The 25,652-nt window shown below is 67.8% G+C and carries 25 protein-coding genes, 1 pseudogene and 1 riboswitch; of the genes and pseudogenes, 14 read left to right on the top strand and 12 right to left on the bottom strand.

Features of this window, described 5'->3' with window-relative positions; genetic code table 11:
• Positions 1-2 precede the first annotated feature (2 nt).
• Together ACH438_RS45575 and ACH438_RS45570 are read left to right on the top strand one after the other, a co-directional pair.
• Positions 3-1,220: an acyltransferase family protein gene (locus ACH438_RS45575; protein WP_397017451.1), complete on the top strand. Its 1,218-nt coding sequence runs from the start codon at positions 3-5 to the stop codon at positions 1,218-1,220.
• Positions 1,221-1,488: 268 nt separating this feature from the next.
• Positions 1,489-2,391 carry a S1C family serine protease gene (locus tag ACH438_RS45570; protein ID WP_397017457.1) on the top strand — a complete coding sequence of 301 codons (903 nt, stop codon included), beginning with the start codon at positions 1,489-1,491 and terminating at the stop codon, positions 2,389-2,391.
• Between the two features lie 15 nt (positions 2,392-2,406).
• Here ACH438_RS45570 and ACH438_RS45565 read toward each other — a convergent pair whose 3' ends face one another.
• Entirely contained in the window at positions 2,407-2,676 is a 270-nt protein-coding gene (locus ACH438_RS45565) for a helix-turn-helix transcriptional regulator (protein ID WP_397017449.1), read from the bottom strand.
• A gap of 79 nt (positions 2,677-2,755) precedes the next feature.
• Between ACH438_RS45565 and map the strand changes: the two genes are divergently transcribed.
• Entirely contained in the window at positions 2,756-3,520 is a 765-nt protein-coding gene (map, locus tag ACH438_RS45560) for a type I methionyl aminopeptidase (protein WP_397017447.1), read from the top strand.
• Here the strand turns inward: map and ACH438_RS45555 are convergent, their stop codons facing one another.
• The 6 genes from ACH438_RS45555 to ACH438_RS45530 form a co-directional block, all read right to left on the bottom strand.
• On the bottom strand, positions 3,521-4,957 hold the full coding sequence (locus ACH438_RS45555) for an alpha/beta hydrolase (protein WP_397017445.1): 1,437 nt from the start codon (positions 4,955-4,957) through the stop codon (positions 3,521-3,523).
• Positions 4,958-5,041: 84 nt separating this feature from the next.
• Positions 5,042-5,431, bottom strand: a complete 390-nt coding sequence (gene rbsD, locus ACH438_RS45550; RefSeq protein WP_397017443.1) for a D-ribose pyranase — start codon at positions 5,429-5,431, stop codon at positions 5,042-5,044.
• 49 nt (positions 5,432-5,480) lie between these two features.
• On the bottom strand, positions 5,481-6,626 hold the full coding sequence (locus ACH438_RS45545; protein ID WP_397017441.1) for a ribokinase: 1,146 nt from the start codon (positions 6,624-6,626) through the stop codon (positions 5,481-5,483).
• Positions 6,623-7,390, bottom strand: coding sequence for an ATP-binding cassette domain-containing protein (locus ACH438_RS45540; RefSeq protein WP_397017439.1), 768 nt, complete (start codon positions 7,388-7,390; stop codon positions 6,623-6,625). The genes ACH438_RS45545 and ACH438_RS45540 overlap by 4 nt, the downstream gene beginning before the upstream one ends.
• Before the next feature lie 9 nt (positions 7,391-7,399).
• Positions 7,400-8,374 carry an ABC transporter permease gene (locus ACH438_RS45535; protein WP_397017437.1) on the bottom strand — a complete coding sequence of 325 codons (975 nt, stop codon included), beginning with the start codon at positions 8,372-8,374 and terminating at the stop codon, positions 7,400-7,402.
• Complete coding sequence (locus ACH438_RS45530; protein ID WP_397017435.1) at positions 8,371-9,390, bottom strand: substrate-binding domain-containing protein; 1,020 nt, start codon at positions 9,388-9,390, stop codon at positions 8,371-8,373. Before ACH438_RS45530 ends, ACH438_RS45535 begins: the two co-directional genes overlap by 4 nt.
• Positions 9,391-9,550: 160 nt before the next feature.
• Here ACH438_RS45530 and ACH438_RS45525 point away from each other — a divergent pair, with 160 nt between their 5' ends.
• Positions 9,551-10,555: a LacI family DNA-binding transcriptional regulator gene (locus tag ACH438_RS45525; RefSeq protein WP_397017433.1), complete on the top strand. Its 1,005-nt coding sequence runs from the start codon at positions 9,551-9,553 to the stop codon at positions 10,553-10,555.
• Positions 10,556-10,629: 74 nt separating this feature from the next.
• A complete protein-coding gene (locus ACH438_RS45520) occupies positions 10,630-11,292 on the top strand; it encodes a TetR/AcrR family transcriptional regulator (RefSeq protein WP_397017431.1) in 663 nt (220 codons plus the stop codon).
• Between the two features lie 71 nt (positions 11,293-11,363).
• On the opposite strand, the gene ACH438_RS45515 is transcribed toward ACH438_RS45520, so the two are convergent.
• A complete protein-coding gene (locus ACH438_RS45515) occupies positions 11,364-12,074 on the bottom strand; it encodes a glyoxalase (protein WP_397017429.1) in 711 nt (236 codons plus the stop codon).
• A 116-nt stretch (positions 12,075-12,190) separates the two neighbouring features.
• Between ACH438_RS45515 and ACH438_RS45510 the strand changes: the two genes are divergently transcribed.
• Positions 12,191-12,571, top strand: a complete 381-nt coding sequence (locus tag ACH438_RS45510) for a PPOX class F420-dependent oxidoreductase (RefSeq protein ID WP_397017427.1) — start codon at positions 12,191-12,193, stop codon at positions 12,569-12,571.
• A 121-nt stretch (positions 12,572-12,692) separates the two neighbouring features.
• On the opposite strand, the gene ACH438_RS45505 is transcribed toward ACH438_RS45510, so the two are convergent.
• Together ACH438_RS45505 and cobN are read right to left on the bottom strand one after the other, a co-directional pair.
• Positions 12,693-13,232, bottom strand: a complete 540-nt coding sequence (locus ACH438_RS45505) for a hypothetical protein (protein WP_397017425.1) — start codon at positions 13,230-13,232, stop codon at positions 12,693-12,695.
• A 317-nt stretch (positions 13,233-13,549) separates the two neighbouring features.
• Positions 13,550-17,020, bottom strand: a pseudogene (cobN, locus tag ACH438_RS45500) (cobaltochelatase subunit CobN); the annotation flags it as partial.
• Positions 17,021-17,119: 99 nt separating this feature from the next.
• A riboswitch (cobalamin riboswitch) is annotated at positions 17,120-17,339 on the bottom strand.
• Between the two features lie 144 nt (positions 17,340-17,483).
• On the opposite strand from cobN, the gene ACH438_RS45495 reads away from it, so the two are divergent.
• The 4 genes from ACH438_RS45495 (at position 17,484) to ACH438_RS45480 (ending at position 20,375) form a co-directional block, all read left to right on the top strand.
• Positions 17,484-17,801, top strand: coding sequence for a hypothetical protein (locus tag ACH438_RS45495; protein ID WP_397017423.1), 318 nt, complete (start codon positions 17,484-17,486; stop codon positions 17,799-17,801).
• A 341-nt stretch (positions 17,802-18,142) separates the two neighbouring features.
• Positions 18,143-18,373 carry a hypothetical protein gene (locus tag ACH438_RS45490; RefSeq protein WP_397017421.1) on the top strand — a complete coding sequence of 77 codons (231 nt, stop codon included), beginning with the start codon at positions 18,143-18,145 and terminating at the stop codon, positions 18,371-18,373.
• A gap of 52 nt (positions 18,374-18,425) precedes the next feature.
• Positions 18,426-19,628, top strand: a complete 1,203-nt coding sequence (gene cobG, locus ACH438_RS45485; protein WP_397017455.1) for a precorrin-3B synthase — start codon at positions 18,426-18,428, stop codon at positions 19,626-19,628.
• Between the two features lie 174 nt (positions 19,629-19,802).
• A complete protein-coding gene (locus ACH438_RS45480; RefSeq protein ID WP_397017419.1) occupies positions 19,803-20,375 on the top strand; it encodes a hypothetical protein in 573 nt (190 codons plus the stop codon).
• Here ACH438_RS45480 and ddaH read toward each other — a convergent pair.
• A complete protein-coding gene (gene ddaH, locus ACH438_RS45475; RefSeq protein WP_397017417.1) occupies positions 20,344-21,216 on the bottom strand; it encodes a dimethylargininase in 873 nt (290 codons plus the stop codon). The two genes, ACH438_RS45480 and ddaH, sit on opposite strands and share 32 nt — an antisense overlap.
• Before the next feature lie 135 nt (positions 21,217-21,351).
• On the opposite strand from ddaH, the gene ACH438_RS45470 reads away from it, so the two are divergent.
• From ACH438_RS45470 to ACH438_RS45455, 4 genes are all read left to right on the top strand, one after another.
• Positions 21,352-21,789 carry an Lrp/AsnC family transcriptional regulator gene (locus ACH438_RS45470; protein ID WP_397017415.1) on the top strand — a complete coding sequence of 146 codons (438 nt, stop codon included), beginning with the start codon at positions 21,352-21,354 and terminating at the stop codon, positions 21,787-21,789.
• Between the two features lie 85 nt (positions 21,790-21,874).
• Positions 21,875-22,510 carry a precorrin-8X methylmutase gene (locus tag ACH438_RS45465; RefSeq protein ID WP_397017413.1) on the top strand — a complete coding sequence of 212 codons (636 nt, stop codon included), beginning with the start codon at positions 21,875-21,877 and terminating at the stop codon, positions 22,508-22,510.
• Positions 22,507-24,060 carry a precorrin-3B C(17)-methyltransferase gene (cobJ, locus tag ACH438_RS45460; protein ID WP_397017411.1) on the top strand — a complete coding sequence of 518 codons (1,554 nt, stop codon included), beginning with the start codon at positions 22,507-22,509 and terminating at the stop codon, positions 24,058-24,060. The genes ACH438_RS45465 and cobJ overlap by 4 nt, the downstream gene beginning before the upstream one ends.
• 37 nt (positions 24,061-24,097) lie before the next feature.
• Entirely contained in the window at positions 24,098-24,643 is a 546-nt protein-coding gene (locus ACH438_RS45455; protein WP_397017409.1) for a PadR family transcriptional regulator, read from the top strand.
• A gap of 10 nt (positions 24,644-24,653) precedes the next feature.
• Here ACH438_RS45455 and ACH438_RS45450 read toward each other — a convergent pair whose 3' ends face one another.
• On the bottom strand, positions 24,654-25,496 hold the full coding sequence (locus tag ACH438_RS45450) for an SAM-dependent methyltransferase (protein WP_397017407.1): 843 nt from the start codon (positions 25,494-25,496) through the stop codon (positions 24,654-24,656).
• Positions 25,497-25,652 lie beyond the last annotated feature (156 nt).

Genomic DNA, 25,652 nt, shown 5'->3' with positions numbered 1-25,652 from the left:
CAATGACCGCACCCGCCGACGTCGCGGCCCCGGCTGCGGCGTTGCCTTCGGTGCGGGCGCGGCTGCCGAGTTTGACCGGCGCGCGCTGGTGGGCCGCGCTGGCGGTGTTCGTCCTGCACGCGCTGGTGTTGTTGCCCGCCTACCCGTTCCAGAAGTCCGAGCTGTTCCGGCGGATCCACCAGGATTTCCTGCCGATGCAGCTCGGTGCGGCGGGGGTGACGTTCTTCTTCGTCCTGTCCGGATTCATCATCTATTGGTCATTCCGGCCCGGATCCTCGACGCGGGCGTTCTATCGCCGGCGCGTCCTGAAGATCTATCCGACGCACCTGGTCGCGGCCGCGGCCTTCATCGTGGTCGCGGCCGTGCCGGTCGGGCGGATCGTGCTGTGGTTGCCGAACGTGCTTCTGATCCACACCTGGTGGCCGAAGTGGACGACGGTCGGTGGATTGAATGTGCCGTCCTGGTCGCTGGTCTCGGAAATGCTGTTCTACCTGAGCTTTCCGCTCGCACTGCCGCTGGTGCGGCGGATCCCGTCGCGGTGGCTGCTGGCTGCGATTGCGGGTGCGGGGCTGTTCATCCTGGCCTTGCATCTGGTGTATTTCCTCGGTTTCGACGGCCCGCGCGGCATCGCGAATGCCTTCGCCCCCAGGCTCGTTCCCGGGGACACGTCACCGCCGGCCGAGCTGCACGCCTCACCGGCGTGGTTCGCCCAGCCCGATATTCCCGTGCTGCGCTCCTACTGGAGCAGCTATGACTTCCCGCTCTCGCGGCTGCCGGAGTTCTATGTCGGGGTGCTCGCCGCGCGGGCCGTGCTCGAAGGCCAGTGGCGCAGTACCCGATTGGTTCCCGCGCTGATGGCGGCATTTCTCGCGTATGTGGCGAGTTGGGTGGTGCCGATCGATTTCAAGATGTCGGCTCTGGAGGTCGTGCCGATGGCGGCGCTGATCGCCACCCTCGCCGCCCGCGACATGCGCGGGCTCGGCGGCGTCAGCTCCTCGCGGGTGATGGTGTGGTTCGGTGAGGTGTCCTTCGCGTTCTACCTCATCCAATTCCCGGTCATGGTGCTCATCACCCGCTACGTCATCGCCGGGCGACGGTTCGGGTTGCTGGGCTGGCTGGGTTGCGCGGCATTATGTTTCGCACTCGCCCTGGCAGCCGCGGCGGTCATCTACCACGGTGTGGACAAACCCCTCATGCGCCGATTCGCGCGAGCGCGATAGATCGCGCCGTCAGTTCGGTGAATGCGACGGGCGCAGCGAGGTCATGTGGTTGCGCTGTCGGCGAACCGGTTGTCGAGGTGGCAATCGCGCGCGCATCCTGGAGTGAAGGCAACGTAATCATGTAATCGGGATGGTGATCGTCGTGGACGACGAATCTGTCTTCTCGGCGACGGCACAGCCCGATCCCGCCGCCGATAGCCCTGACGGCTCGACCACGCCGGGCACCGAATCCCTGCCGCCCGGCTTCGGCGACCCGGAGGCCGCGGCCATGGACGCCTACTCGCGCACGGTCGTCGCCGTCGCGAAATCGGTGACTCCGCACGTGGCGAGCGTGCAGACCAAACGCGGCAGCGGGTCGGCGGTCGTCTTCACCGATGACGGCTTCCTGCTCACGAACGCGCATGTGGTCGGGTCTGCCGAAAACGGTGTGATCGTCTTCGCCGACGGTGTCGAGTCCCGATTCGATGTGGTGGGCGTGGACCCGCTCTCGGATCTGGCGGTGCTGCGCGCCCGCAGTGGCGCACCGCGAGCGGTGGCGCTCGGGGATGCCGACAATCTGGTGGTGGGTCAGCTGGTGGTGGCCGTGGGCAGCCCGCTGGGACTGGCCGGATCGGTCACCGCGGGCGTGGTCAGCGCGCTCGGCAGGTCGGTGCCGGTGGGCAATCGTCGCGCCGCGCGCGTGATCGAGGACGTCATCCAGACCGATGCCGCCCTCAATCCTGGCAATTCCGGTGGTGCGCTGGCGAATTCGGCGGGCCGGGTGGTCGGTATCAATACCGCGGTCGCCGGTATCGGCCTGGGCCTGGCCATTCCGATCAATATCACCACCCGCCGCATCATCACCACCCTGCTGCACGAAGGCCGGGTGCGACGCGCCTATCTCGGCGTGGTCGGCGTGCCCGCTCCCCTACCCGCCGCCGTGGCCGCCCGCACCGGACAGGATGCCGGATTGCGCATCGTGGAGATCGTGCGCGGCGGTCCGGCCGAACGCGCCGGCTTGCGGCGCGGGGACCTCGTGCTGAGCATCGCACGCACGGAAATCCGTGATGCGCAGGGCATTCAGAGCCAGCTCTTCGCCGAGGCGATCGGCCGCTCGCTACCGGTCACGGTCCTGCGCAATGGCGCGATGGTCGATGTGATCGCCGTACCGGTGGAATTGAGCCTGGACTGAACGGAATTCGCCGAGTCAGGAGGCCGAGCGCTGCGCCTCGGCGCCCGGCTGCCAGATATCGGCGAGTTCCTCGAGCGAGAGGCCCAAAGTACGGCTGAGCGCGACGACGGTACCGAAGGCCGGCGTGGGCATACGCCCGGATTCGATCTTGCGCAGCGTCTCCGGCGAGATCCCCGCGGCGACGGCGACCGCACCGAGCTCACGCTCACCGCGCGCGGTACGCAATGCGCATCCCAGTCGGCGACCGGCCTCGACCTGGGCGGGAGTCAACGGAAGTCGAACCATGCCCGCCACCTTACGGTTGGTATAAAAATACCGCAACCCGCTATGGTCGGTATTAAAATACCGATAAACGGAGGTTGTCATGGTGGAGCTCAAGACTCCCGCAGAGATCGAACGCATGCGCATCACCGGCCGATTCGTCGCCGGCGTGCTCGCCGAACTACGCGACCGCGCCCAGATCGGGGTGAACCTGCTCGAACTGGAAGCCATAGTCCGCGAACGCATCCGCGAACGCGGCGCCGTCTCCTGCTACTGGGACTATGCCCCCTCCTTCGGCCGGGGCCCCTTCCGCAATACCGTCTGTCTCTCGGTCAACGACGCCGTCCTGCACGGCCTGCCCTTCGACTACGCCCTGTCCGACGGCGACGTCCTCACCATGGACCTGGCCGTGAGCATCGACGGCTGGGTAGCCGACTCCGCCACCACCGTCATCGTCGGCACCCCCGACCCCGAAGACGCCCGCCTGGTCCGCACCACCGAGGAAGCCCTCACCGCCGCCATCGCCGTAGCCCACCCCGGCAACACCATCGGCGACATCTCCGCCGCCATCGGCGGCGTGGCCCGAGCCGCCGGCTACCGCGTCAACACCGAATTCGGCGGTCACGGCCTGGGCCGCACCATGCACGAAGACCCCCACATCTCCAACACCGGCCGCCCCGGCCGCGGCTTCCGCCTCCGCCCCGGCCTCACCATCGCCATCGAACCCTGGTTCGCCCGCACCACCGACCGCATCATCACCGACCCCGACGGCTGGACCCTCCGCTCCGCCGACGGCTCCCGCACCGCCCACTCCGAACACACCGTCGCCATCACCCCCGACGGCCCGCAGGTACTGACCACCGTCTGATCACGAAGCCGCGGCGTGGAGGTGGTCGAAGAGCCACGGGAGGGCGGAGTCGAAGGCGCCGGAGGCGGCTTGCCAGGTGTGGTTGCCGGGGGTGCTGTAGAGGGTGACGGTGATGCCGGCCTTGGTGGCCGTCGTGTAGAGGGCGGTGGCGGAGTCGAGTTTGATTGTGTTGCTGGATTTTCCGCTGAGGAAGGTGCGTTCGTCGGTGGCGGCGGTGGGGGTTTGGCCGCCGGTCCATTTGCCGTAGGGGCCGGTGGGGGTGAAGGCGTAGAGGAGGCCCGTCATGCCGGTGTAGTTGCCGTGGGTGGTCATGACGGTGCGGGGGTCGAAGGCTGCCCATTGCTGGGCGTTGCCGCCGTAGAGGCGTTGGATGGTTTGCGCTTTGTTGCCGGTGTTGGGGCCTATGTCGCCGGCGATGTCGATGAAAGTGCCGAATTGGTCAGGGTGCATGACGGCGAGGTCGATGGCGCAGGTACCGCCCATCGACCAGCCTGTCACTGCCCATTGGGCCGCGGATGTGGCTGTGCCGAAGGTCTTTTCGATGTAGGGGGGTACGTCTTGGGTGAGGTGGGTGGCGACGTTGTCGCGGGGGCCGTTGACGCATTCGGTGTCGTTGGTGAATGTGCCGCCGGTATCGACGAATACGAGGATGGGGGCCCAGCCGTCGTGTTCGGTGGCGTAGCTGTTGAGGGCGGGCAGGATGTTGCCGACGCGGATCCAGTCGTCGGGGGTGGCGAATTCGCCGCCGATCATCATGACGACGGGCAGTTTCGGGGGCGTCGCGCCGGTGAACCAGGCCGGGGGCAGGTAGGCGTATTCGGTGCGGTGGAACATGCCGCTGACGGTGTCGGGGGTCTGGATCGGTACTACCTTGCCGGCCTGCTGGGGTTTGCCGCGCAACGAGGACAGGCTGGCAAGTGAGGTCTGTTGTGGCAGGGGTGCGGCATTGATCGCTTTCCAGGCGATCTGCACCGTCGGGAAGTAGCCGACCCATTGGTTGAGCACGATCAGTGAGCTGACCAGCACCAAGGCCATAGCGGGCAGGACGAGTAGTCGCCGCCACCAGCGCGCGCTACGCCAGCCCAGCACCGCCACGAAGAACACGGTCACGACCCCGCCCGCGCACAGCCACAACAGCATCGGCGCCTTGTCGGGCCCGGTCGCCCAGCCTTCGTTGTAGACCACCTGGTGTGCTGCGAATGCGCCCAGCAGCCCCGCGGCCAGCGACAGCGGCAGCCAGAGCAGCCGCCACCGCCGCGTCCGCCACCCGATCACCAGCAGCACCAGGATCAATGCCGCGATCTCGACCGTGGGCGGCAACCACCCGTGCAACAGCGAAATCCCGTGCCCACGACTCCCGGTCGCTACCTTGTCGAAATTCGGTGGAGGCGGAGGCGGAGAGGCATCCGCCGTCGAGGCCACGAGTCGCAGGGGCATCCCCCGATTGTTGCCGAGCAGTCACTGCCACGGTCTGAAGATCTACTGAAGATCGATCAACCCGGCAATCGGGTCATCGGCCGGTCACAGCCATGGAACACCCGCGCGCAAAAGCACATTGGCGTACGGCCGATCCTCTCCCGTCCGAACCACGAACCGGCACTCGACAATCCGGGCCTTGAACTCCTCGTGGTGCAGCCACTGCGCCCCCACCTTCTTCGCCAGGAGCTCGGCCGTCTCCGGATTGTGCTCACTGACCTCGCGACTCCCCCAGGCAGCCTCGACGGTCACCTCACCCAGAATCAACTCCAGGACCGGCGCGAATCGCGGCAACCCGTACGCGATACCCAAATCGATCACAGGCACCCCGGCCGGCACCGGCAGCCCTGAATCAGCCACCGCGAACAAGTCGGTATGCCGCAACGAAACCAACGCCGACATCAACCCGGCATGCACTATTCCAGCAGTGCGCACAGTAATCCTCCATATGACAAGCGATGAAACCTGATACGAGCCCGCCGGATCAGACCGACTCCCGCTCCCCGAGCAACTCCGCCACCACCGCGGCGATACGCTCACGCCCCGGATACGACGAATGCGTCCCGATCCGCTGCACGGCCAGCGCGGCCGCCGCAGTGGCGAACACCACCGCGGCCTCCAACGACTGCCCCTCCGCGAGCGCGGTGGCGAGCGCACCCACATAACAGTCACCCGCTCCGGTGGAATCGACCGAATCCACCCGCGGCGCAGCCTGATACCCGCTCTCGACGCTGTGATCCCCGGCGCGCCGGGCCCACACGGACCCGGCCGCCCCGAGCGTGACCACCACCGCCGGTACCCCGCCGAGGCACAGTTCCCGCGCTCGGCGAAGCCCCTCATCCGGCGTGGCGACCCCGCCCCCGTCGATCACCGCCAGTTCGAATTCGTTGACCACCAACGGATCCGCCCGCTCCAGCACCTCCCGAGGCACTTCCAACGCCGGCGCCGCATTCAGCACCAGCCGCCGAGCCCGCCCAGCCGCCCACGCCACCACCTCGACCGGAATCTCCAACTGCGCCACCACGACATCCGCCGCCGCCAGCAGCTCGGCCTCGAATACCGAACCCGCCACCGCGAGCACACGATCGGCGCTCGACCGGGCCTCCGCGACGACACTGCCCAGCTCCGATTCCGCGGCGTGATGCCCAGGCGACGACTGCCGGGCATCTCCGTCGGCCGGGGTGATCGCGGTCTCGGTCAGGGATGCCCCGGCCAGAGGCGAATCCCGATCGCGCGGCGCAGGTCTGCCGATCGCGGTGTCGACTCGCAGGCCGGGATCCCAGCAGGAGTTGGCGGCGGGGTCGACCACGATCTGGTTCTCCCCTGCCGCCACGGTGATGTAGGCCGTGCCGGTGCGCAGTCCCGGCACACCGTGCACACCCTCGGCCGCGACACCGAGGTCCCGCAGCTCTGCGCGCAGGCGTGTTTCATCCTCCGCACCAACGCGCGCGACCATCTGTACCCGGGCACCGGCGCGGGCGGCAGCGACGGCCTGGTTGGAACCCTTGCCGCCCAGGTTGTTCCGGCTCGCGTGGGCGAGCACGGTTTCACCGGGGCCGGGCAGGCGCTCGACTTCGGAGACGATGTCCTGGTTGATGGAGCCGATCACCACTACGCGGCCACGCCTCACGATGCGCGCTCCCCTGCCGGTTCGAGGTTGCCGGGCGCGGCGCCGGTGATCAGAGCGACGAGGCGATCGCCGTCGACCTCGTCGATGCGGTGCGAGGCCACGGAGCGCCCGCGGCGCAGGACCACGACGTTGTCGCAGATACGCATGACCTGGGCCAGATCGTGGCTGATGATCAGGACGGTGATGCCCCGATCGCGCAGGCCGCGAACGAGTTTCTCGACCGCGGCGGTTTCGCGGACGCCGAGCGCGGCGGTGGGTTCGTCCATGATCACCATGGCCTTACCCCACGCCACAGCGCGAGCGATGGCGATGCTCTGGCGCTGACCGCCGCTCATGCGCCGCACGGTGGTACGCACCGAGGGCACGTCGATGTCGAGATCACGCAGGATGGTGGCGCTCTCGGCGATCATGGCCCGGCGGTTGACCAGGCCGAAGGGATGAACGAGCTCCCGGTTGAGAAACAGGTTCTGCCACACCGCGAGGTCGTCGATGAGCGCGAGATCCTGATACACGGTCTCGATGCCCAGCTTTCGCGCATCCTCGGGCGTGCGCAGGCGAACCTGCTCACCGCGGAACAGAATTCGCCCGGTATCGGGCGCCTGTACACCGGTCAGGCACCGCACCAGGGTGGATTTGCCCGCCCCGTTGTCGCCGACCAGCGCGGTCACCTCCCCCTCGGGAATGGTGAGTGTGACACCGCCGAGCGCACGCACGGAGTCGAACGATTTCGTGAGGTCGTACGCCTCGAGCAAAGGTTTCGTCATGGCGGCGGCCTACTTTCGGAATCGGGCGATGGCCGCGGCCAGCAGCAGCACCGCGCCGACGGCGATCGGCTGGTAGTACTGCGAGATGCCGAGAATGGTGAACCCGTTGATCAGCGAGGTGAAAAGAATTGCCCCGCACACGGTTCCCAGCACCGACGCCTTGCCGCCGCTGAGCGAGGACCCGCCCAGCACCACGGCCGCGATGGAACTGAGCAGATAGGTGGTCTGCAACGACGGATCCGCCCCGCCGTTGCGCGCCACCAGCATGACTCCGGCGATCCCGCACAGCAGACCCGAGCCGCTGTAGGCCAGCAACCGGATCCGGTTCACCGGAATGCCGGTGTCGCGCGCCGATTCCATCCGCCCGCCGGTCGCCAGCAGATGCGTGCCGAGCCGGGTCCGGAACAACACCACCGCCGCCACCAGTGCCGCGCACAGCGCCAGCAGCCAGTACCAGCGCACCGGCCCGATCCCGTCGAGTGCGAGTTTCTGCAGGAACCCCGAGTTCACCGCGACCGTGTTGCCGTGGGTCAGCAGCAAGGTCAATCCGCTGAGCACGCTGAGCATGCCGAGGGTGACCACGAAGTCGGTCATGTGCAGCCGCCCCACGAGCACCCCGTTGAGCATGCCGACCACCGTCCCGCCCGCGACCGCGGCCAGGATCGCCAGCGCCACCGGATGCCCGTGGCTGGTCAGGTATCCCAGCAGCGCCGCCGACCAGGGCAGGTTGGCCCCTACCGAGAGGTCGATGCCGCCCACCACGATCGCGAACTGCTGCCCGAGCGCCAGCACGGTCAAGATGGCGGAGGCGACCAGCAGATCGCTGATGTTGTCCACCGTCAGGAAGTTCGGGGTGGCGATGAAGAAGCCCACCCACACCGCCGCGAGCGCGATGGGTGCGGCGTATTCCGCGCCCTTGGACAGGATTTCGCGGCGTCCGCCGCGGTTCTCGGTGGCGGGAGCGAGTTCAGCGGCGGCCGTCATTTGTTCAGCAGTCCTTCCACCGGATTGTCGAAGGTGACGATCGGCTTGGGGAAGGCCCCGATCTGCTGATCGACATTGGCGGTGTTGATGAACGCGATCGGCGAGACCACCCGCGCGGGCAGTTGCTTGCCCTGATGCAGCGCCAGGCAGCCCTGCACGGCGAGTTGTCCTTCGGCGTAGGGGTATTGGGTGACGGTGCCGTAGAGCGTGCCGGCCTTGACCGCGTCGAGAGCGGCCTTGATGCCGTCGACGGAGATGACCTTGATCTGCCCGGTGCGCCCGGCGTTCTTGATGGCCTGTGCCGCACCGAGTCCCATGGTGTCGTTGGCGGCGAAGATGCCGGTGATGTCCGGGTGCGCCTTCAGGATCGCCTCGGTGACCTGCAGGCCCTTGTCCTGCTCATAGTCGGCGGGGGCGCGCTGCACGATGTCGAGCTTGCCGGCGACGGTGTCGCTGAAGCCCTGATCGCGGTTGATGCCGTTCTGTTCACCGGCGATGCCTTGCAGCACCGCGACTTTCCCGCTGCCGCCGAGTGCGGCGAGCATCTGCTGCCCGGCGGTCTTGCCGGCCTCGAGGTTGTCGGAGCCGATGAAGCTCGCATACGACACCCCGGCCTGCTGGGAGGCGTTCGCGTCGATCTGGGTGTCCAGGTTGAGGATCGGCGTCTTCTTGCGCGCCACCGTGGTCAGCGGGGTGATCACATTGGTGCCGTTGACGGGCACCACGCCGAAGCAGTCGTAGCCCTGCGCGGCCATGGTGGAGATCTGCGCGTTCTCCCCGTCGGCATCGGTTTCGGACTGCCCGGCCTGCACCGACACCTTCACGCCCAGGTGGCTGGCTTCGGCGATGGCGCCGTCGCGCAGGGCCGCCCAGTACGGGTTGGTGAAGTTGCGGGTCACGATGGCGATCTTGTAGTCGCCGGAGCCGTGATCGCCGCCCCGGCCGCAGCCGGTGGCCGCCAGCAGAACGCCGATGAGCAGGAGAGGCGCTGCGGTGCGCCACAGTCGAGCATGCATGGTGTTGGACCTATCCGTGTGGTATCAACTCGTGTTGACAATACGAGTTGATTGGTAGTCTGTGACCTGAGTCACCGACCTGTCAAGTGACCGTGTGCGCCAAGCCGATTCGCCCCGGTAACGGGCAAGCTTGCGCGGAGCCGTGAACAAGGAGATCGCAATGGCAGTCACACGCGCCGACGTCGCCCGCCTGGCGGGCACCTCACCCGCCCTGGTGAGCTACGTCCTCAACGGCGGGCCGCGCAGCGTGGCACCGGCCACCAAGGCCCGCATCGAAGCCGCCATCGCCGAACTCGGCTACCGCCCCAACATGTCCGCGCGCAGCCTGCGCATGAACCGCGGGCACGCCCTGGGCATGGTGATTCCCGACGGCGCCAACCCGTTCTTCGCCGAACTGTCCGCGGCCATCGAGGCCGCCGCCTTCGCCCGCGGCTATCCGCTGTTCGTCGGCAATGCCGACGGCGACGAGGAACGCGAACGCGCTTACGTGCAAACGTTCATCGACCGCCGCGTCGAAGGCCTGCTGGCCATCTCGTCCTCGTGGGGCACCGGCATCGCCGAGGCGTGCGAGGCCGCCGATATGGTGCTGGTCGCCCTGGACCGCGTTATCGACCCGGCCCGCTGCGCGCACGTGCTGTGCGATTCGGTGGCCGGCGCGGAGGTGGCGGTGCGACACCTCATCGAGCACGGGCACCGCGAGATCGCTTGTCTCGCAGGCCCGCACGTCTCGACCGCCGATGATCGCGTGCAGGGCTACCGCAATACCCTGGCCCAGGCCGGTCTGCCCGAAAGCACCGTCGTGCGTACCGATTTCGGCGGCGCCGCGGGCTATCGAGCCTTCGCCGACCTCATGAACGGCCCGCGCCGGCCCACCGCGGTCTTCGTCACCAGCGACCTGCAGGCAATGGGCATGCTGCGCGCCGCCTACGACGCCGGAGTCCGCGTGCCCGAGGATCTCGCGGTGGTCGCCTTCGACGGCATCGAATACGCCCGCTACACCCGCCCCGGCCTGACCACCATGGTCCAGCCCACCCGCCGCATCGGCGAACTGGCGGTGGATCTACTGCTCGAGCAGATCGACGACGGCACAGCACGTCCCGGCGTGACACGCCTGGACGCCCAGCTGACCACCCGCGGCTCCTGCGGCTGCCCGGACGAATTCTGATGCGGCAAACATCCTGCATCCCTTTTGGCCCGGCCGACGTGCGGGCGAAAATACTTCCACGCGATACTGATTCGATGGGCAACGACGACGACCGGCCGCGGGCCGCCGCAGACGGGGCATTGGCCACCGCCATGGCAAGCCTGGAACGCAATCAGCGCCGCTTCCCCGAAGGACAGCGGCGTATCTTCCTCGCCGCCATCGACGCCTTCAGCGAACGCGGCTTCCACGCCACCACCACCCGCGATATCGCCGCCCGGGCCGGCCTCAGCCCCGCCGGGTTATATGTCCACTTCGGCTCGAAAGAGGAAGTGCTACATCGCATTTCCATCGCCGCCCTGCGCCTGACCCTGCAAGTGGCCGAGGCGACCGCGGCGACACCGGGCACCGCCGCACAGCGCCTGGCCGCCACCATCCGCGACCTCACCGTCTGGCACGCCGACCACGCTCCCTCGGTCCGCGTGGTGCTGCACCATCTCACCGACCTCACCGATGAGCACCGGCTCGAGGTCGGGGAGATCCAGCAGCGCATCCACGGCCTGATCCGCGGCCTCGTCGCGGCGGGCAGCAGCGACGGCACCTTCGACGTCCCCGATCCGGGCGCCACCACGGTGGCATTGCTGTCGCTCTGTGTGGACACCGCGCGCTGGTACGCGCCCGGCTATCGCCGCACCCCGGACCACATCGGCGCCGACAATGCCGCTCTCGCACTACGTATGGTGGCGGCCCGCACCCGCTGACCACGGTCCGGTTCCACCGCACTCGCCGACCACGGTCCGGCCCCAGCAGGGGCCGGACCTCAACGGGCCGGTCAGTCGCTCAGCCAGTGCCGTAGCTCGGTGACCACATCGAGTTCGGCGGCAACGGCCGCGCGGTCCGCGGCGTTCAAGCCGAGCTGTTCGATCGCGGCGACCGATTCGGCCACCTTCGCCGAATCACCTGCGGCCGCCGCGATTTCGGCGAGCATCGCCAAAGCGCGGCCACGTTGTACCGGAGTCGCGCTCGCGCCGTGGCGGCGCAAGCCCGTCTCGATGACGCGCGCTGCCGCCCTGTCGTCGAGTTTGGAGTCGCGGAAGATGCGGGCATTGTCCAGAACCCGGTCCAGGCCTTCGAGCGAGGTCGACCCGCCGTATTCCGGATCGGGTTCGCCGCGCTCGATATAGATGACGGTGTTGCCGACCGGGTCGACCACCGTGAACCGGGTCTGACCGGGCCGGAAGCGGGTGATGCGTGGCGTGCCCCGCGCGGGTATCCGCCCGTAGCGGGCGCGCAGGGCCGCGGTGAATTCCGCATGCCAGGGCGCGACCTCGTCGACGAGGACCAGGCATCCGATATGGGCCGCCTCGGCGCTGATGTCCTTGGGTGTCGGGCCGAAGTTCAGCGCGAACCCATTGCGCTGCACGGCACCGAAGGGGTACGGCCGGGTCATCTCGTAGGTGACCTCGTAGCCGAGCGTGCGATAGAAGTCGAGGGTTTCCGGAAGATCGCCGGCCCAGAGAACCGGGACCGAGGTCGCCGTCATGTACTGCCTCCTCGCTGTGGGTGGGTCGCGATCCACGCTACGGAGCGACCCGCCCATCGCGCCTATGACTTTCCGGGTGACCTGCCTCTCCCCCGCACAGCGGTTAGGCTGCGGAGGTGGACAATCCGTTCGGCCCCGTGGGCACTGCAAAGTACGTTTCGCTGACGACTTTCAAGAAGGACGGCACACCGGTCTCGACCCCCGTGTGGGCCGCGCTCGACAATGGCAAGCTCTACGTCTGGACCGAGACCAACACCTGGAAGGTCAAGCGCATCCGGCGCAATCCCCAGGTCACCCTGCAGCCGTGTGATTTCCGCGGCAAGACGCACGGGGAGACCGTCAAGGGCAGCGCGCTCGTGCTCGGCGACGCCGGCAGCGAGAACACCCGCCAGCTGATCAAGCGCAAGTACGGCATCATCGGTCAGGTCATCGTCCTGGGCAGCACACTGCGCCGCGGACGCACCGGCACCATCGGCATCGAGATCGCCTCGGCCTGAGCCCATTTCACGGTATGCGGCCGACTACATCGCCGCGCGGAGCCGATATCAACGCGCGGCGGAACCGCCGGACCGGGCAGCGGTCCGGCGGTTCCTGTGAGATGTGCCGCAGCTTATCGATTCACGGTTGATCGCCGGCGATGATGGCGCCCAGCAGGCCGCCCACACCGCAGCCGACGATCGCGCCGACCAGGAAGAACCAGATCCCGATCACGACGCCGACGACGCAGCCGATGAGCGCGCCGGCCACGATCGATCCGGCGGCGGCCACGTTCTGCAAGGCGACGGTATGCACATCGGGCGCCGCCAGCTGGGTGGCATCGGCCGGGTGCATGGTCAAAGTGGTTCCGGCGGCGTCGATATCCGGGACCACGGACAGGGTGCGATCGGCCGCCTGATAACTCAGCGGCACGGTGGCCAGGACATCGCCACCGGGTCCGATCACCTCGACGCCACCGTTCTCCAGGGCGAAGTGCCCGGCGGTGAGGGTGGTGGTGACGGCACTGCGGTCCGGTGCGAGAGCGATGGAGTAGCCGACCCCTCGATCGACTCCACTGATGCCCGGTTGGGTGATGGCGGGTGCGCCACTGGCGGTGGCGCTGGTGATGCAGACGGCGGCGACGGAAAGTAAAGTGGTAGCGGCTAATTTGGCGATTCTCATGATAATTCCCTGCAATCGACGGCCGAATCACCGCATGCCGGGTAGACGTTTTCGAGGTGAAAACGCTGTGGCTACGACTCGATTGCGCGTACTTGCTGCACGCGGCGAATCGGGGAATCCCAATCCAATTGTCCGACCCAATAGGAGCATTGGGTTGTCCGGTCGTCTCCCCGAGCCGGCTCCGAACGATTCTTATGATCCTCTCAGAATCATTCGGAGGGAAGAGCAGGTGCCGGGATTGTCCGCACGTGTCCTGCGCGCCAATCCCGACACGCCGTGTGCCGCGCCTTACTTATGGCTTCCGATCCGGAATTCGCCTATTCCAGTTCGCCTTCGGTTTCCAGGTAGACCTGCCGCAGTCGGTCCAGGGTAGCGGCCTCCGGCTGCTCCCACAGCTTCCGCTCCGCCGCCTCCAGCAAACGCTCCGCAATGCCGTGCAACGCCCACGGATTCGACTGCTCCATGAACTTGCGGTTCGTATCGTCGAATACGTAACTCTCGGCGAGCTTCTCGTACATCCAGTCCGCCACCACATTCGTGGTCGCGTCGTAGCCGAACAGATAATCGACCGTCGCCGCCATTTCGAAGGCGCCCTTGTAACCGTGCCTGCGCATCGCCTCGAGCCAGCGCGGATTCACCACGCGCGCACGGAACACCCGCGCCGTCTCCTCCGAGAGCGTGCGGGTGCGCACCGCATCCGGACGCGTGCTGTCACCGATGTAGGCCTCCGGATTCTTACCCGTCAGCGCGCGCACCGCGGCGACCATACCGCCGTGATACTGGAAATAGTCGTCGGAGTCGGCGATATCGTGTTCGCGGGTATCGGTATTCTTGGCCGCCACCGCAATTCGCTTGTACGCGGTCCGCATATCGTCCGCGGCGGGCGCGCCGTCCAGATCGCGGCCGTAGGCGAAACCACCCCAGGCGGTGTACACCTGCGCCAGATCGTCATCGGTGCGCCAGCTCTTGGAATCGATCAACTGCAGCAGGCCCGCGCCGTAGGTGCCCGGCTTGGAACCGAAAATACGTGTGGTGGCACGCCTTTCGTCACCATGCTCGGCCAGATCAGCGCGGCTGTGCGCGCGCACGAAGTTCTGCTCGTCAGGCTCGTCGAGCTCGGCGACCAACCGCACGGCATCATCGAGCAGCGCCAGCACATGCGGGAACGCATCCCGGAAGAATCCGCTGATGCGCACGGTCACATCGATACGCGGGCGTCCCAGCTCCTCGAGCGAGATCGGTTCGAGGGTCGTCACACGCCGGCTGGCCTCGTCCCACACCGGCCGCACACCCAGCAGCGCAAGCACTTCGGCGATATCGTCACCGGAGGTCCGCATGGCGGAGGTCCCCCACACCGACAACCCCACCGACCGCGGGTACTCCCCGTGATCGGCCAGATACCGCTCCAGCAGCGAATCCGCCATGGCCTGACCGGTTTCCCACGCCAGCCGCGACGGCACCGCCTTCGGATCCACCGAATAGAAGTTCCGACCGGTCGGCAACACATTGATCAACCCACGCAACGGCGACCCACTCGGCCCCGCCGGAATGAACCCACCATTCAACGCATGCAGAATCCGCGAGATCTCCACCCCGGTCTGCCGCAACCGCGGCACCACCTCGGTAGCCGCAAACCCCAGCACCCGCCGCACCGCATCCAACCGCGAATCCGCCTGCGACACTGCCGAATCCGCGGTAGTCTCGCTGTCGCCGAAGTCGGCGAGGAGTTCTTCGGTGAGGGCGTCGATGGCATCGACGTCCCAGTCGACTTCCTGCATGGCGGCGACGAGTTCGCGGGCGCGGGTCTCGAAGGTGTCGACGCGCTCGCGGGACTCGCTGCCGTCTTCGGTGAGGCCCAAGGCTTCTCGCAGGCCGGGGACGTTGACCTCGCCGCCCCAGAGCTGGCGGGCGCGCAGCATGGCCAGGACCAGGTCGACCTCGGCCTCACCGGCGGGGGCCTGGCCGAGGATGTGCAGGCCGTCGCGGATCTGGACGTCCTTGATCTCGCAGAGCCAGCCGTCGACGTGCAGGAGCATGTCGTCGAAGACTTCTTCGTCGGGGCGCTCGGCCAGGCCCAGGTCGTGGTCCATCTTGGCCGCGCGCATGAGGGTCCAGATCTGCTGGCGGATCGCGGGCAGCTTGGCCGGATCCAGCGCGGAGATGTTGGCGTGCTCGTCGAGCAGCTGCTCGAGACGCGAGATGTCGCCGTAGGTTTCGGCGCGCGCCATGGGCGGGATGAGGTGATCGACCAGGGTGGCGTGGGCGCGGCGCTTGGCCTGGGTGCCCTCGCCCGGATCGTTGACCAGGAAGGGGTAGATGAGCGGCAGGTCGCCCAGGGCGGCGTCGGTGCCGCAGGAGGCGGACATGCCGAGGGTCTTGCCGGGCAGCCATTCCAGGTTGCCGTGCTTGCCCAGGTGCACCATGGCGTCGGCGGCGAAACCGTCCGGGGCGGCCAGCCAGCGGTAGGCGGCCAGGTAGTGGTGGCTCGGCGGCAGGTCCGGGTCGTGGTAGATGGCGACCGGGTTCTCCCCGAAACCGCGCGGCGGCTGCACGATCAGCACCACATTGCCGAAACGCAGTGCGGCGATGACGATCTCGCCCTTGGGGTCGGCGGAGCGGTCGACGTACATCTGCCCCGGCGGCGGGCCCCACGCTTCGATGACCGCCGCGCGCAGGTCCTCGGACAGCGTGTCGAACCAGGCGGTGTAGGCATCGGCGCCGATGCGGATCGGGTTGCCCTCCAGCTGTTCGGCGGTCAGCCAGTCCGGATCCTGCCCGCCCGCCGCGATCAGTGCGTGGATGAGCGCGTCACCGTCGGCCTGCTCCAGTCCCGGAATCTCCCCTTCCGCGCCGAGATCGTAACCAGCCGAACGCATCTCACTCAGCAGCTTGATCGCACTGGCCGGGGTGTCCAGGCCGACCGCATTACCGATACGGGCGTGCTTGGTCGGATACGCCGACAGCACGATCGCGATCTTCTTCTTCGCGGCCGGAATATGACGCAGCCGCGCATACCGGGTCGCGATACCCGCCACCCGCGCGGCGCGCTCGGGATCGGGCACATAGGTCGACAGGCCGTCGGCGTCGAATTCCTTGAACGAGAACGGAACCGTGATGATGCGCCCGTCGAACTCCGGCACCGCCACCTGCGTGGCCACATCCAGCGGGGACAGGCCGTCGTCATTGGCCGCCCACTGCTCGCGCCCGCTGGTCAGGCAGAGTCCCTGCAGGATCGGCACATCCAGGTCGGCGAGCGCGCCCACATCCCAGGCCTCGTCATCGCCACCGGCGGACGCGGTGGCCGGCTTGGTGCCGCCCGCGGCCAGCACGGTCACCACGAGCGCGTCGGCTTCGCGGAGCCGGCTCAGCAGTTCGGGTTCGGCGGTGCGCAGCGAGGCGCAGTACACCGGCAGCGCCCGCGCGCCCTTGTCCTCGATGGCCGCGCACAGCGCATCGATGTAGCCGGTGTTGCCGGCCAGATGCTGAGCGCGGTAGTACACGACCGCCACGGTCGGCGCGCCCGCCGGGACCGGACGCGAATCCCGCTCCAGCTCACCCCAGCTCGGCATCTCCACCGGCGGCTCGAAACCGTGCCCGGTGAGCAGCACCGTGTCGGAGAGGAAGTTGTGCAGCTGCAGCAGGTTTCCCGGCCCGCCCGCGGCCAGATAGTTGTGCGCGTCGGCGGCCACGCCGCCGGGCACGGTCGAGCATTCCATCAGCTCGGCGTCCGGCGCGATCTCACCACCGAGCGCCACCACCGGAATCCCGCTGCCGCGCAGCGTCTCCAGCCCCTCCTCCCAGGCGCGTTTACCGCCGAGAATGCGCACGACGATCAGGTCGGCGCCTTCCAGCAGGCCCGGCAGATCGTCCGGCAGCAGGCGCGCCGGATTGCCGAGCCGATAGTCGGCTCCGCTGGCGCGTGCGCTCAGCAGATCGGTGTCGGAGGTGGACAGCAGCAGGATCACAGGGTCTCGGCCTTCCTCGGGTGACGCGCCCAGCACGGTTCGGCGCTCGACGGGAAGGTCTGACTGTCACAGTGGCGCGACCGCACCGGAATTGCACCGGTTTCTTCCGTTCGACGAGCGCGCCGACTCTATCGCGTTCGAACGGATGGTCGTGCAAGGCGGTGCGCGCAATGCCTGCACGGCCGTCGTATTCGGTCCGCGGGGCCCGCGGGCGCGCGGATCACAGTGCGGCAAAGGCTCGTCCGCGTCACTGTCCGACCGACCGGTCCGGGCGTACGCTGCCCGTATGCCTAGCACTCCGGGATGGGTCAGGCGGAACCGCTTCGCCGCCTGGTCAGGGTACTTCTGCATACTGGTTGCCTTCGCGACGCTGGCAATGACATTGACAGCAGCAGGCAGCGGCCACACCCAGTGGGCCATGATCGCGGGCATCATCTGCGCCGCCACCGTCCTCCTGGGACTCACCATCATGACGACGACCGTCCGCCGCGACCACGTGGAGCACCACCTGGTCCCCAACCTCCTCAACGACTGCTGGGAAAAGACCCCGCCCTACGCCCGGCTCCGCGGCGCCCCCAAATACATCGAACCCCGCCACTCCTGAGCGGACAGCACAAAACCCGAGCAGGGCCCCACGCATCAGCGTGGGGCCCTGCTCGATTCCGGCCGGCGACCCATCCAATTGCCGCCGTCCTCGCAGCTGGATTCGTCCGACCGCCGAGATCCTGCCGCGGGCCGACCCCGCTATCTGCCGTCACCCAGAGCCAGGGCGTCCTGCAATGCCCCGAGTCCAGCGGCGCCAAAGCCCTGTTCACAAGCCTGTGACGGCGGTCACTGCAGGCGTACGCTCGGAATATGCCGAATACTCCCTCATGGGTCCGGCGGAACCGATTTGCCGCCTGGTCAGTGTACTTTTGCGCTCTGGTTGCCTTCGCGATGCTGGCAATGACTTTGACGGCCGCGGGTAGCGGCCACGCCCGATACGCCCTCATCGCGGGCATCATCTGCGCGGCCGCCGTGCTGTTCGGCTTCGCGTCGATGGGCAGCACCGTGCACCGCGACCACGTCGATCATCACCGCACCCCGAATCTGCTGCAGGACAGCTGGCAACTCGCCCCGCCGTACGCGCGCGTACGCGGCGCCTCCCGGCCGGTCGAACCCCGCCGCTCCGCCTGAGCTCCCGCGGACAGGCGTCGGCGCCAGGCACCGACGCCCGCCGTAGGCTGGGCTGGTCATGGAGCGAAACGAAGCCGATTCCTGCCCGGGCGTGCTGCGCCTGCATCAGGCCGCCGACGGGCCCCTCGCCCGTATCCGCATACCCGGCGGGCGGCTGGAACCCGCACAACTGCAGGCCCTGGCCGAGGCCGCCGTCGAATTGGCCGACGGCAGTATCGAACTGACCTCACGCGGCAATGTGCAATTGCGGCAGGTGCGCGATGCCGCCGCCCTCGAAGAGCGCCTCACCACCGCCGGGCTGCTGCCCAGCACGACCCACGAACGGGTGCGCAACATCATCGCCTCGCCGCTGTCCGGCCGCGTCGGCGGCTGGGCCGACGTGCACGCTCTCGTCCCCGCCCTCGACACGGGATTGCGCGACCACCCCGGCCTCGCCGAACTGCCCGGGCGGGTGCTGTTCACCCTCGACGACGGGCGCGGCGATGTCAGCGGCCTGGGCGGCGACATCGGCATCCACGCCGTGGACGACGGCAATTTCGCACTCCTGCTGGCGGGCAAGGACACCGGACTACGTGTACCCGCCGCCGAAGCTGTCGATCTGATGCTCGCCGCCGCTCACGCTTTCCTTGCCCTGCGCGACGGGCAATGGCGATTGCACGAAATCCCCGACGGCCACGACAAACTCACCGAACAACTCGCCACCCACCCCGGACTGACCACTAGCCCCGACACGGTGGAAGTCACTGCACGCCAAGATATTCCGGTTGGCTGGCTCACCCAGGCAGACGGCAAGGTAGCACTGGGCGCGGGCGTGCGCCTGGGCTCGCTGCCCGCCCGCACCGCCGAATTCATCGCGGCGATCGAACATCCCGTCTACCTCACTCCGTGGCGCAGCATCGTCATCACCGACCTCGACGAATGGACCGCCGAACAGGTCGTGCGTGTACTCGCCCCGATGGGCCTCATCTTCGACGCCGCCTCCCCCTGGCTGCAGGTCAGCGCCTGCGCGGGCCTGCCCGGCTGCGCCAAATCCCACACCGATATCCGCGCCGACGCCGCAGAAGCGGTCGAATCCGGGCGGGTAATCCCCAGCGGCACAGCACAATCAGCCCACGAGGGCTTGGACGCGGACGAAGTCGTCGCCGCTGGTCGCCAGCACTGGTCGGGCTGCGAGCGTCGCTGCGGTCGCCCGCGCGGTCACGTCACCGACGTCATCGCCACCACCGACGGCTATCGGATAGTCCCCAGCGAGTGAATTCCCGGCGCATCCCCGCCTTGTAGGCGTCTGCTTCAAGATCACCGGGCACTGGTGGTGGTGGCTACTCGCACGATGCCGCAACCATTGCCCGCTCGCGGCACCGGCCGCGAGACGCGCCGAGGGCACGGCGATCGGGGTCGGCGTGGCGGGGATCCGGCACAGTGGATTTCGGTGACCGTGGCGAAGGAGGCAGGGGTGGCCGTTCGAGAGTTGAGCGATGAAGAGATCGCGGCCATGTCCGAGGAGGAGCGGCGGGCGTTGATCCAGCGGCTGCACACGCCACGATTGCGGCTGCCGCGCCCGGAAGTGGTGAATCTGATCCGCCGCGCCCGCTTGGCGCTCATGGTCGGTGGCTGCCTCGCGCTGATTCCGTGGATGGTCTACCTCGGGCTCACGCTGCCCGACGACTACCAGGCCCGCAACTGGCCCGCGGCCTGGATCGGTTTCGATATCGCGCTGGTGCTGATGATGGCGACCTGCGCCTACCTCGGCTGGCGAAGGCGGGTGGTGCTGATCCTGCCCGCCTTCGGCACCGGGATGCTGCTGCTCGTGGACGCCTGGTTCGACATCATCACAGCCGAACCCGACGACATCTGGACTTCCATCGGCACCGCGATGCTCGGGGAGATACCCCTGGCAGTGGTGCAGATCAGCGGGGCCATCATGATGCTGCGCTATCTCATCCTGGCGCACCCGCTCAAAGACCCCATTCTCAGCCCGCTGCGGGCGCGGATCCCCTTCTGACCTGGTGCAATTCGAGGGTGCAACACTTCACGCTGCCGCCGGCCTTGAGCAGTTCGGACAGGTCGATGCCCACCGGCTCGTACCCGCGCGCGGCCAGTGCCTCGGCCAGATCCGTCACCCGGTTGCTGAGGAAGACGTGGTAGCCGTCGCAGACCCCGTTCAGGCCCAGCACATTCGCGTCGTCCTCGGTGGCGAGGATCGCGTCCGGGTACAGCTCGGCGAGCAGGCGGGCGCTCTCGGCGGAGAAGGCCGGCGGGTAGTAGACGATGGTGTCGTCGAGCACCATCAGCGCGGTGTCGAGGTGGTAGAAGCGCGGGTCCACCAATTCCAGTGAGACGACCGGCATTCCGAAGAATTCCTCGACCTCGCGGTGCGCGCTGACCGCGGTGCGGAACCCGGTACCGGCCAGGATGCGGTCTCCGGAGACCGCGAAATCTCCTTCGCCCTCATTGGTTTCACTGGCCGCGGCCGCCTTGGCGAACTGTCCCTCCAGCCAGCGGTGATAGGCCGGACCCTCGTCCGCACGTTCGGGATTGGCGAAGCGGGCCGACAACGCCCGATCCCCGATGGCCAGGCCGCCATTCGCCGCGAAGACCATGTCGGGCAGTCCGGGCACGCCGTCGATGACCTCGACCCGGTGACCGTGGGCTTCGTAGGCGGCGCGCAGCGCGTCCCACTGGGCCAGGGCCTTGGCCCGGTCGACGGGGGTGGCGGTGTCCATCCACGGATTGATGGCGTAGGTGACTTCGAAATGCTCGGGCCGGCACATCAGGTACCGGCGGGCGACGGGGCGGCGGGCCCCGGTGGGATCGGGCGCTTGGAGGGTGGCTACTGACGTCAACGAGGCTCCTCGGAATCGGCGCGGACCGGGCTTTCCACGAAGTTATGTGGCGTACCGTTGCGTCAGAAACAACGATTTGTTGCGTTGATCGAGCCGTGAGCAACGAATCGTTGCGTAGCCGCGAAAGGATGTTTCATGGACGAAATCGACCGGCGCATCCTCGCGCATCTGCTCAAGCACGCGCGCGCCTCGTTCCAGGAGATCGGCGCGCAGGTCGGGCTGTCCGCGCCGGCGGTCAAACGGCGCGTGGACAAGATGGTCGCGGGCGGTCAGATCACCAGCTTCACCGCCGTCGTGAATCCGGCCTCGCTGGGCTGGCGGACCGAGGCCTACGTCGAGGTCTTCTACCGCGACAACATCTCTCCGGCCGAACTGCGCCGCAGCCTGGAACCGATCCCGCAGGTGGTCGGGATCTGGACCATCGCCGGAGAGGCCGATGCGCTCGTGCACGTCATGGCCAAGGACATGGCCGAGATCGAGGCCACCGTCGAACGCATCCGCGCCAATGCCCGCGTCGGGCGCACGCGCAGCAACATCGTCATGTCGCGGCTGCTCGAACGGCCCCGCACCTGATCCGGCCTCCCCCGATCCGGACGCTGTGGCCCGGCGCACTACCCGCTCCACGGTGGCGCACAGGCGGAACATTAGGGTGGAACCCATGTCCGACGTGCGCACCAGCTACCTCACCGACGGGGCCGAGATCTATCGGCGCTCGTTCGCGACAATCCGGGCCGAAGCCGATCTCGCGCGATTCCCGGCGGAGGTGTCGCAGGTCGTCGTGCGCATGATCCACGCGTGCGGACAGGTGGATCTGGCCGCGGACGTCGACTTCAGCACCGATGTGGTGACGCGGGCGCGCGCCGCGCTGCGGGCCGGTGCGCCGATCCTCTGCGATGCCAAGATGGTTGCCTCGGGCGTGACTCGCAAGCGGCTGCCCGCCGACAACGAGGTGCTGTGCCTGCTCGATGATCCCCGCGTGCCCGGTCTCGCCGCCGAGATCGGCAACACCAGATCGGCTGCGGCGCTGGAACTCTGGCGTGACCGCCTCGACGGCGCGGTCGTGGCCATCGGCAATGCGCCCACCGCCATGTTCCACCTGCTCGACCTGATCGACGCCGGCGCCCCGCGCCCGGCCGCCGTGCTGGGTATCCCGGTCGGATTCATCGGCGCGGCCGAATCCAAGCAGGCCCTCGCCGAGCACGGCGGCCTGGAATACCTCACCGTGCGTGGCCGCCGAGGTGGCAGCGCCATCACCGCCGCCGCCCTGAATGCGATTGCGAGCGAACAGGAATGAGCGGCAAACTGTGGGGCGTCGGGCTCGGGCCCGGCGATCCGGAACTCGTCACGGTCAAGGCAGCGCGCATCATCGGCGCCGCCGATGTCATCGCCTTTCACAGCGCACGGCACGGGCGCAGCATCTCGCGCGCCATTGCCGAGCCGTACATGCGCGAAGGGCAGCTCGAAGAGCATCTGGTCTATCCGGTGACCACCGAGACCACCGACCATCCCGGTGGCTATCAAGGCGCAATCGACGAGTTCTACGAGCAGGCGGCCGCCGCACTGGCCGAACATCTTTCCGCGGGCCGCACGGTAGCGCTGCTGGCCGCGGGTGATCCGCTGTTCTACAGCTCGTTCATGCACATGCATCGCCGCCTGGCCGATCGCTTCGACACCGAGATCATCCCCGGCGTCACCTCGGTCAGTGCCGCATCGGCCGCGCTGGGCACCCCGCTGGTGGAGGGCGAGCAGGTACTCACCATCCTGCCGGGAACCTTGCCCACCGAGGAGCTCACCCGCCGACTGCGCGGCACCGAGGCGGCCGCGATCATGAAGCTCGGCCGCACCTATCCAGGTGTGCGCCAGGCACTTTCGGATTCCGGACGACTCGCCGACGCCTATTACGTGGAGCGCGCGAGCAGCAAGAAGCAGCGCGTCCTGCGCGCCGCTGACGTGGACGAGGCGAGCGTGCCGTACTTCGCGATCGCCGTCGTACCGGGACCCAAGCCGGCGACTCGAATCCCGCTGACGGCCAGTGCTTCCGAACAAGACTCAGCCGATACCCTTACCGCCCGAGCGCAAACCGAAGCCGATACCCGGTCAGTCGGTGAGGTGGTCGTGGTGGGTCTCGGCCCGGGCGCCGAAGAGTGGACCACGCCGGATGTGACGCGGGCCCTCGCTGAGGCCACCGACATCGTCGGCTACTCCACCTACGTGAACCGAGTGCCGGTGCGACCCGGTCAACGACGACATGCCAGCGACAATCGGGTCGAATCCGAGCGTGCGGCAATGGCATTGGATCTGGCCAAGCAGGGCGGACGTGTCGTCGTGGTGTCCTCCGGAGATCCCGGCGTGTTCGCCATGGCCGCGGCCGTGGTCGAGGAATCGGCAGATCCGCAGTGGCGTGATGTTCCGGTGCGGGTGCTGCCGGGCGTGACCGCTGCCAGTGCGGTGGCGAGCCGGATGGGCGCACCTTTGGGGCATGACTTCGCGATGATCTCCCTGTCGGATCGGCTGAAGCCGTGGGAGGTGGTGGCACAGCGCATTTCGGCGGTGGCCGCCGCGGATATGGCTTTCGCCGTCTACAACCCGGCCTCCTCGCAGCGCACCTGGCAGGTGGCGAAAATGCGGGATCTCGTTTTGGAACATCGCAAACCGGATACGCCGGTGGTGATCGGGCGCGATGTGGGTGGCCCGGCCGAGTCGGTGCGAGTGGTCGCGCTGGCGGAGCTGGATCCGGCCGAGGTGGATATGCGCACCCTGCTGATCGTGGGTGCGTCGACCACCACGGTGTTCGACGCGCCGGGCGGACCGCGGGTGTTCACCTCACGTCGTTACGGCGACTAATATTCCACTTTGGAACGTAGCGTGGAAGGAGTGGTTAGTGGCAGAAGACAATGCACGACGCCCGCTCAACTCGACGGCCGCGTCCCTGCTCGGATTCCTACATCGAGGCGAAATGTCCGGATGGGACCTGGTCGCCCAGGCCCAGGACCACATCGGCGACTTCTGGACCATCACCCAGAGCCAGGTCTACCGCGAACTCGCCACCATGCACCAGAACGGACTGGTCGACAAGGGCCGCTCCGGCGCCCGCGACCGCACCCCGTACCGCATCACCGAGAACGGTCGTGAGGCCTTCGCCGAATGGATCGCCCGCGATCCGGGCGCGGAAACCATCCGCGTCCCGCTGCTGCTCAGCATCTCCTTCGGCGAATACGTCGACACCGAGCGCCTGGACCGCATCATCGCCGCCAACCGCACCGTGCACGAACAACGCCTCGCCCGCTACCTCTCCGGCCACGACGAACAACAGATGTCGCCCTTCGAACGCGCCACCCTCGACTTCGGCATCCGCTACGAACGCGCCGTCCTGGAATGGTTCGACCGCCTGCCCGACCTGCTCGACCGCACCAGCCGGCTGTCCTGACCCGGCCCCGTCAGAGCTTGCGTCCCACTCCGGCGTAGGCCCAGGCGGGGCCGGAGTAGGGCTCGGGCTCGAACATCGGGGCCTCGGCGAGTTCGGGGTGCCAGTCATCCAGGTGGACGACGCCCGGCGTCACGAGTTCGGTTCCCGCGAAAAGGGATTCGACCTCGGCGCGGGACCGCAGGGCCATGGTGATGCCCGCGCGTTCGCAGGCGTCCGCGGCCAGTGTCGCGCCCTTCGGGTCGACGTCGGCGGTGGGGTAGGTGATGGCCAGGCAACTGCCCGCGGGGACGGCACTGAGCAGTCGCGCGATGATGCTCTGCGGATCGTCCGCGTCGCGGAAGTACATGAGAACGGCGATCAGCATGACCGCGACGGGACGATCCAGGTCGAGCGTCTCCGCGAGGATCGGGTCGTTCAAGATCGAGTCGGGCTTGCGCAGGTCCGCGAAGGCGAAAGCGGTTCTGCCTTCCCGGGTACTGGACATGAGTGCGCGGGCATGCGCGAGGACGATCGGATCGTTGTCCACGTAGACGATTCGCGCGGCAGGATTCACATCCTGCGCCACCTCGTGGACATTGCGTGCGGTAGGCAGGCCGGTGCCGATATCCAGAAACTGGGTGATGCCCAGTTCGGTCATCGCATAACGCACCGCGCGGCCGAGAAAGGCGCGGTTGGCGCGGGCCATCGCGCGGATGCCGGGGATGTGCGCGGCAATCTCGTCACCCAGTTGGCGGTCGGGTAGGTAGTTGTCGCGGCCGCCCAGCCAATAGTCGTAGAAGCGGGCCGGGTGTGGCCGCCCGGAGTTGATGTCGGACGGTAGGCCCGAAACGATCCGGCCGCGGTTCTTCGACATGGCGTGGGCCCCTTCTCCCGACAACTCGCAGCATGAGGGTGACGACACCGCGCTACCCGCTGACCGAGCACAACGCTGCTCAGTTACAGCGACGCGACAAGCGTATTGGGCCAGGACCGCGCGCACACCGGGAATCCGCTTCAAATACCAAGCGTC

Source organism: Nocardia sp. NPDC020380, from assembly GCF_044386975.1.
Lineage (GTDB): Bacteria > Actinomycetota > Actinomycetes > Mycobacteriales > Mycobacteriaceae > Nocardia.
The sequence above is the reverse complement of the archived record's forward strand: the minus strand, read 5'-3'. Positions and strand labels throughout refer to the sequence as shown.

Coding starts and splice junctions, on each gene's coding strand:
- ACH438_RS45540 (WP_397017439.1), bottom strand. CDS start 7,390: ATGACGAAACCTTTGCTCGAGGCGTACGACCTCACGAAATCGTTCGAC.
- ACH438_RS45555 (WP_397017445.1), bottom strand. CDS start 4,957: ATGCCCCTGCGACTCGTGGCCTCGACGGCGGATGCCTCTCCGCCTCCG.
- ACH438_RS45565 (WP_397017449.1), bottom strand. CDS start 2,676: ATGGTTCGACTTCCGTTGACTCCCGCCCAGGTCGAGGCCGGTCGCCGA.
- ACH438_RS45465 (WP_397017413.1), top strand. CDS start 21,875: ATGTCCGACGTGCGCACCAGCTACCTCACCGACGGGGCCGAGATCTAT.
- ACH438_RS45530 (WP_397017435.1), bottom strand. CDS start 9,390: ATGCATGCTCGACTGTGGCGCACCGCAGCGCCTCTCCTGCTCATCGGC.
- ACH438_RS45450 (WP_397017407.1), bottom strand. CDS start 25,496: ATGTCGAAGAACCGCGGCCGGATCGTTTCGGGCCTACCGTCCGACATC.
- ACH438_RS45535 (WP_397017437.1), bottom strand. CDS start 8,374: ATGACGGCCGCCGCTGAACTCGCTCCCGCCACCGAGAACCGCGGCGGA.
- ACH438_RS45495 (WP_397017423.1), top strand. CDS start 17,484: ATGCCTAGCACTCCGGGATGGGTCAGGCGGAACCGCTTCGCCGCCTGG.
- ACH438_RS45525 (WP_397017433.1), top strand. CDS start 9,551: ATGGCAGTCACACGCGCCGACGTCGCCCGCCTGGCGGGCACCTCACCC.
- ACH438_RS45515 (WP_397017429.1), bottom strand. CDS start 12,074: ATGACGGCGACCTCGGTCCCGGTTCTCTGGGCCGGCGATCTTCCGGAA.
- ACH438_RS45490 (WP_397017421.1), top strand. CDS start 18,143: ATGACTTTGACGGCCGCGGGTAGCGGCCACGCCCGATACGCCCTCATC.
- ACH438_RS45570 (WP_397017457.1), top strand. CDS start 1,489: ATGGACGCCTACTCGCGCACGGTCGTCGCCGTCGCGAAATCGGTGACT.
- ACH438_RS45520 (WP_397017431.1), top strand. CDS start 10,630: ATGGGCAACGACGACGACCGGCCGCGGGCCGCCGCAGACGGGGCATTG.
- ACH438_RS45575 (WP_397017451.1), top strand. CDS start 3: ATGACCGCACCCGCCGACGTCGCGGCCCCGGCTGCGGCGTTGCCTTCG.
- ACH438_RS45470 (WP_397017415.1), top strand. CDS start 21,352: ATGGACGAAATCGACCGGCGCATCCTCGCGCATCTGCTCAAGCACGCG.
- map (WP_397017447.1), top strand. CDS start 2,756: ATGGTGGAGCTCAAGACTCCCGCAGAGATCGAACGCATGCGCATCACC.
- ACH438_RS45505 (WP_397017425.1), bottom strand. CDS start 13,232: ATGAGAATCGCCAAATTAGCCGCTACCACTTTACTTTCCGTCGCCGCC.
- cobJ (WP_397017411.1), top strand. CDS start 22,507: ATGAGCGGCAAACTGTGGGGCGTCGGGCTCGGGCCCGGCGATCCGGAA.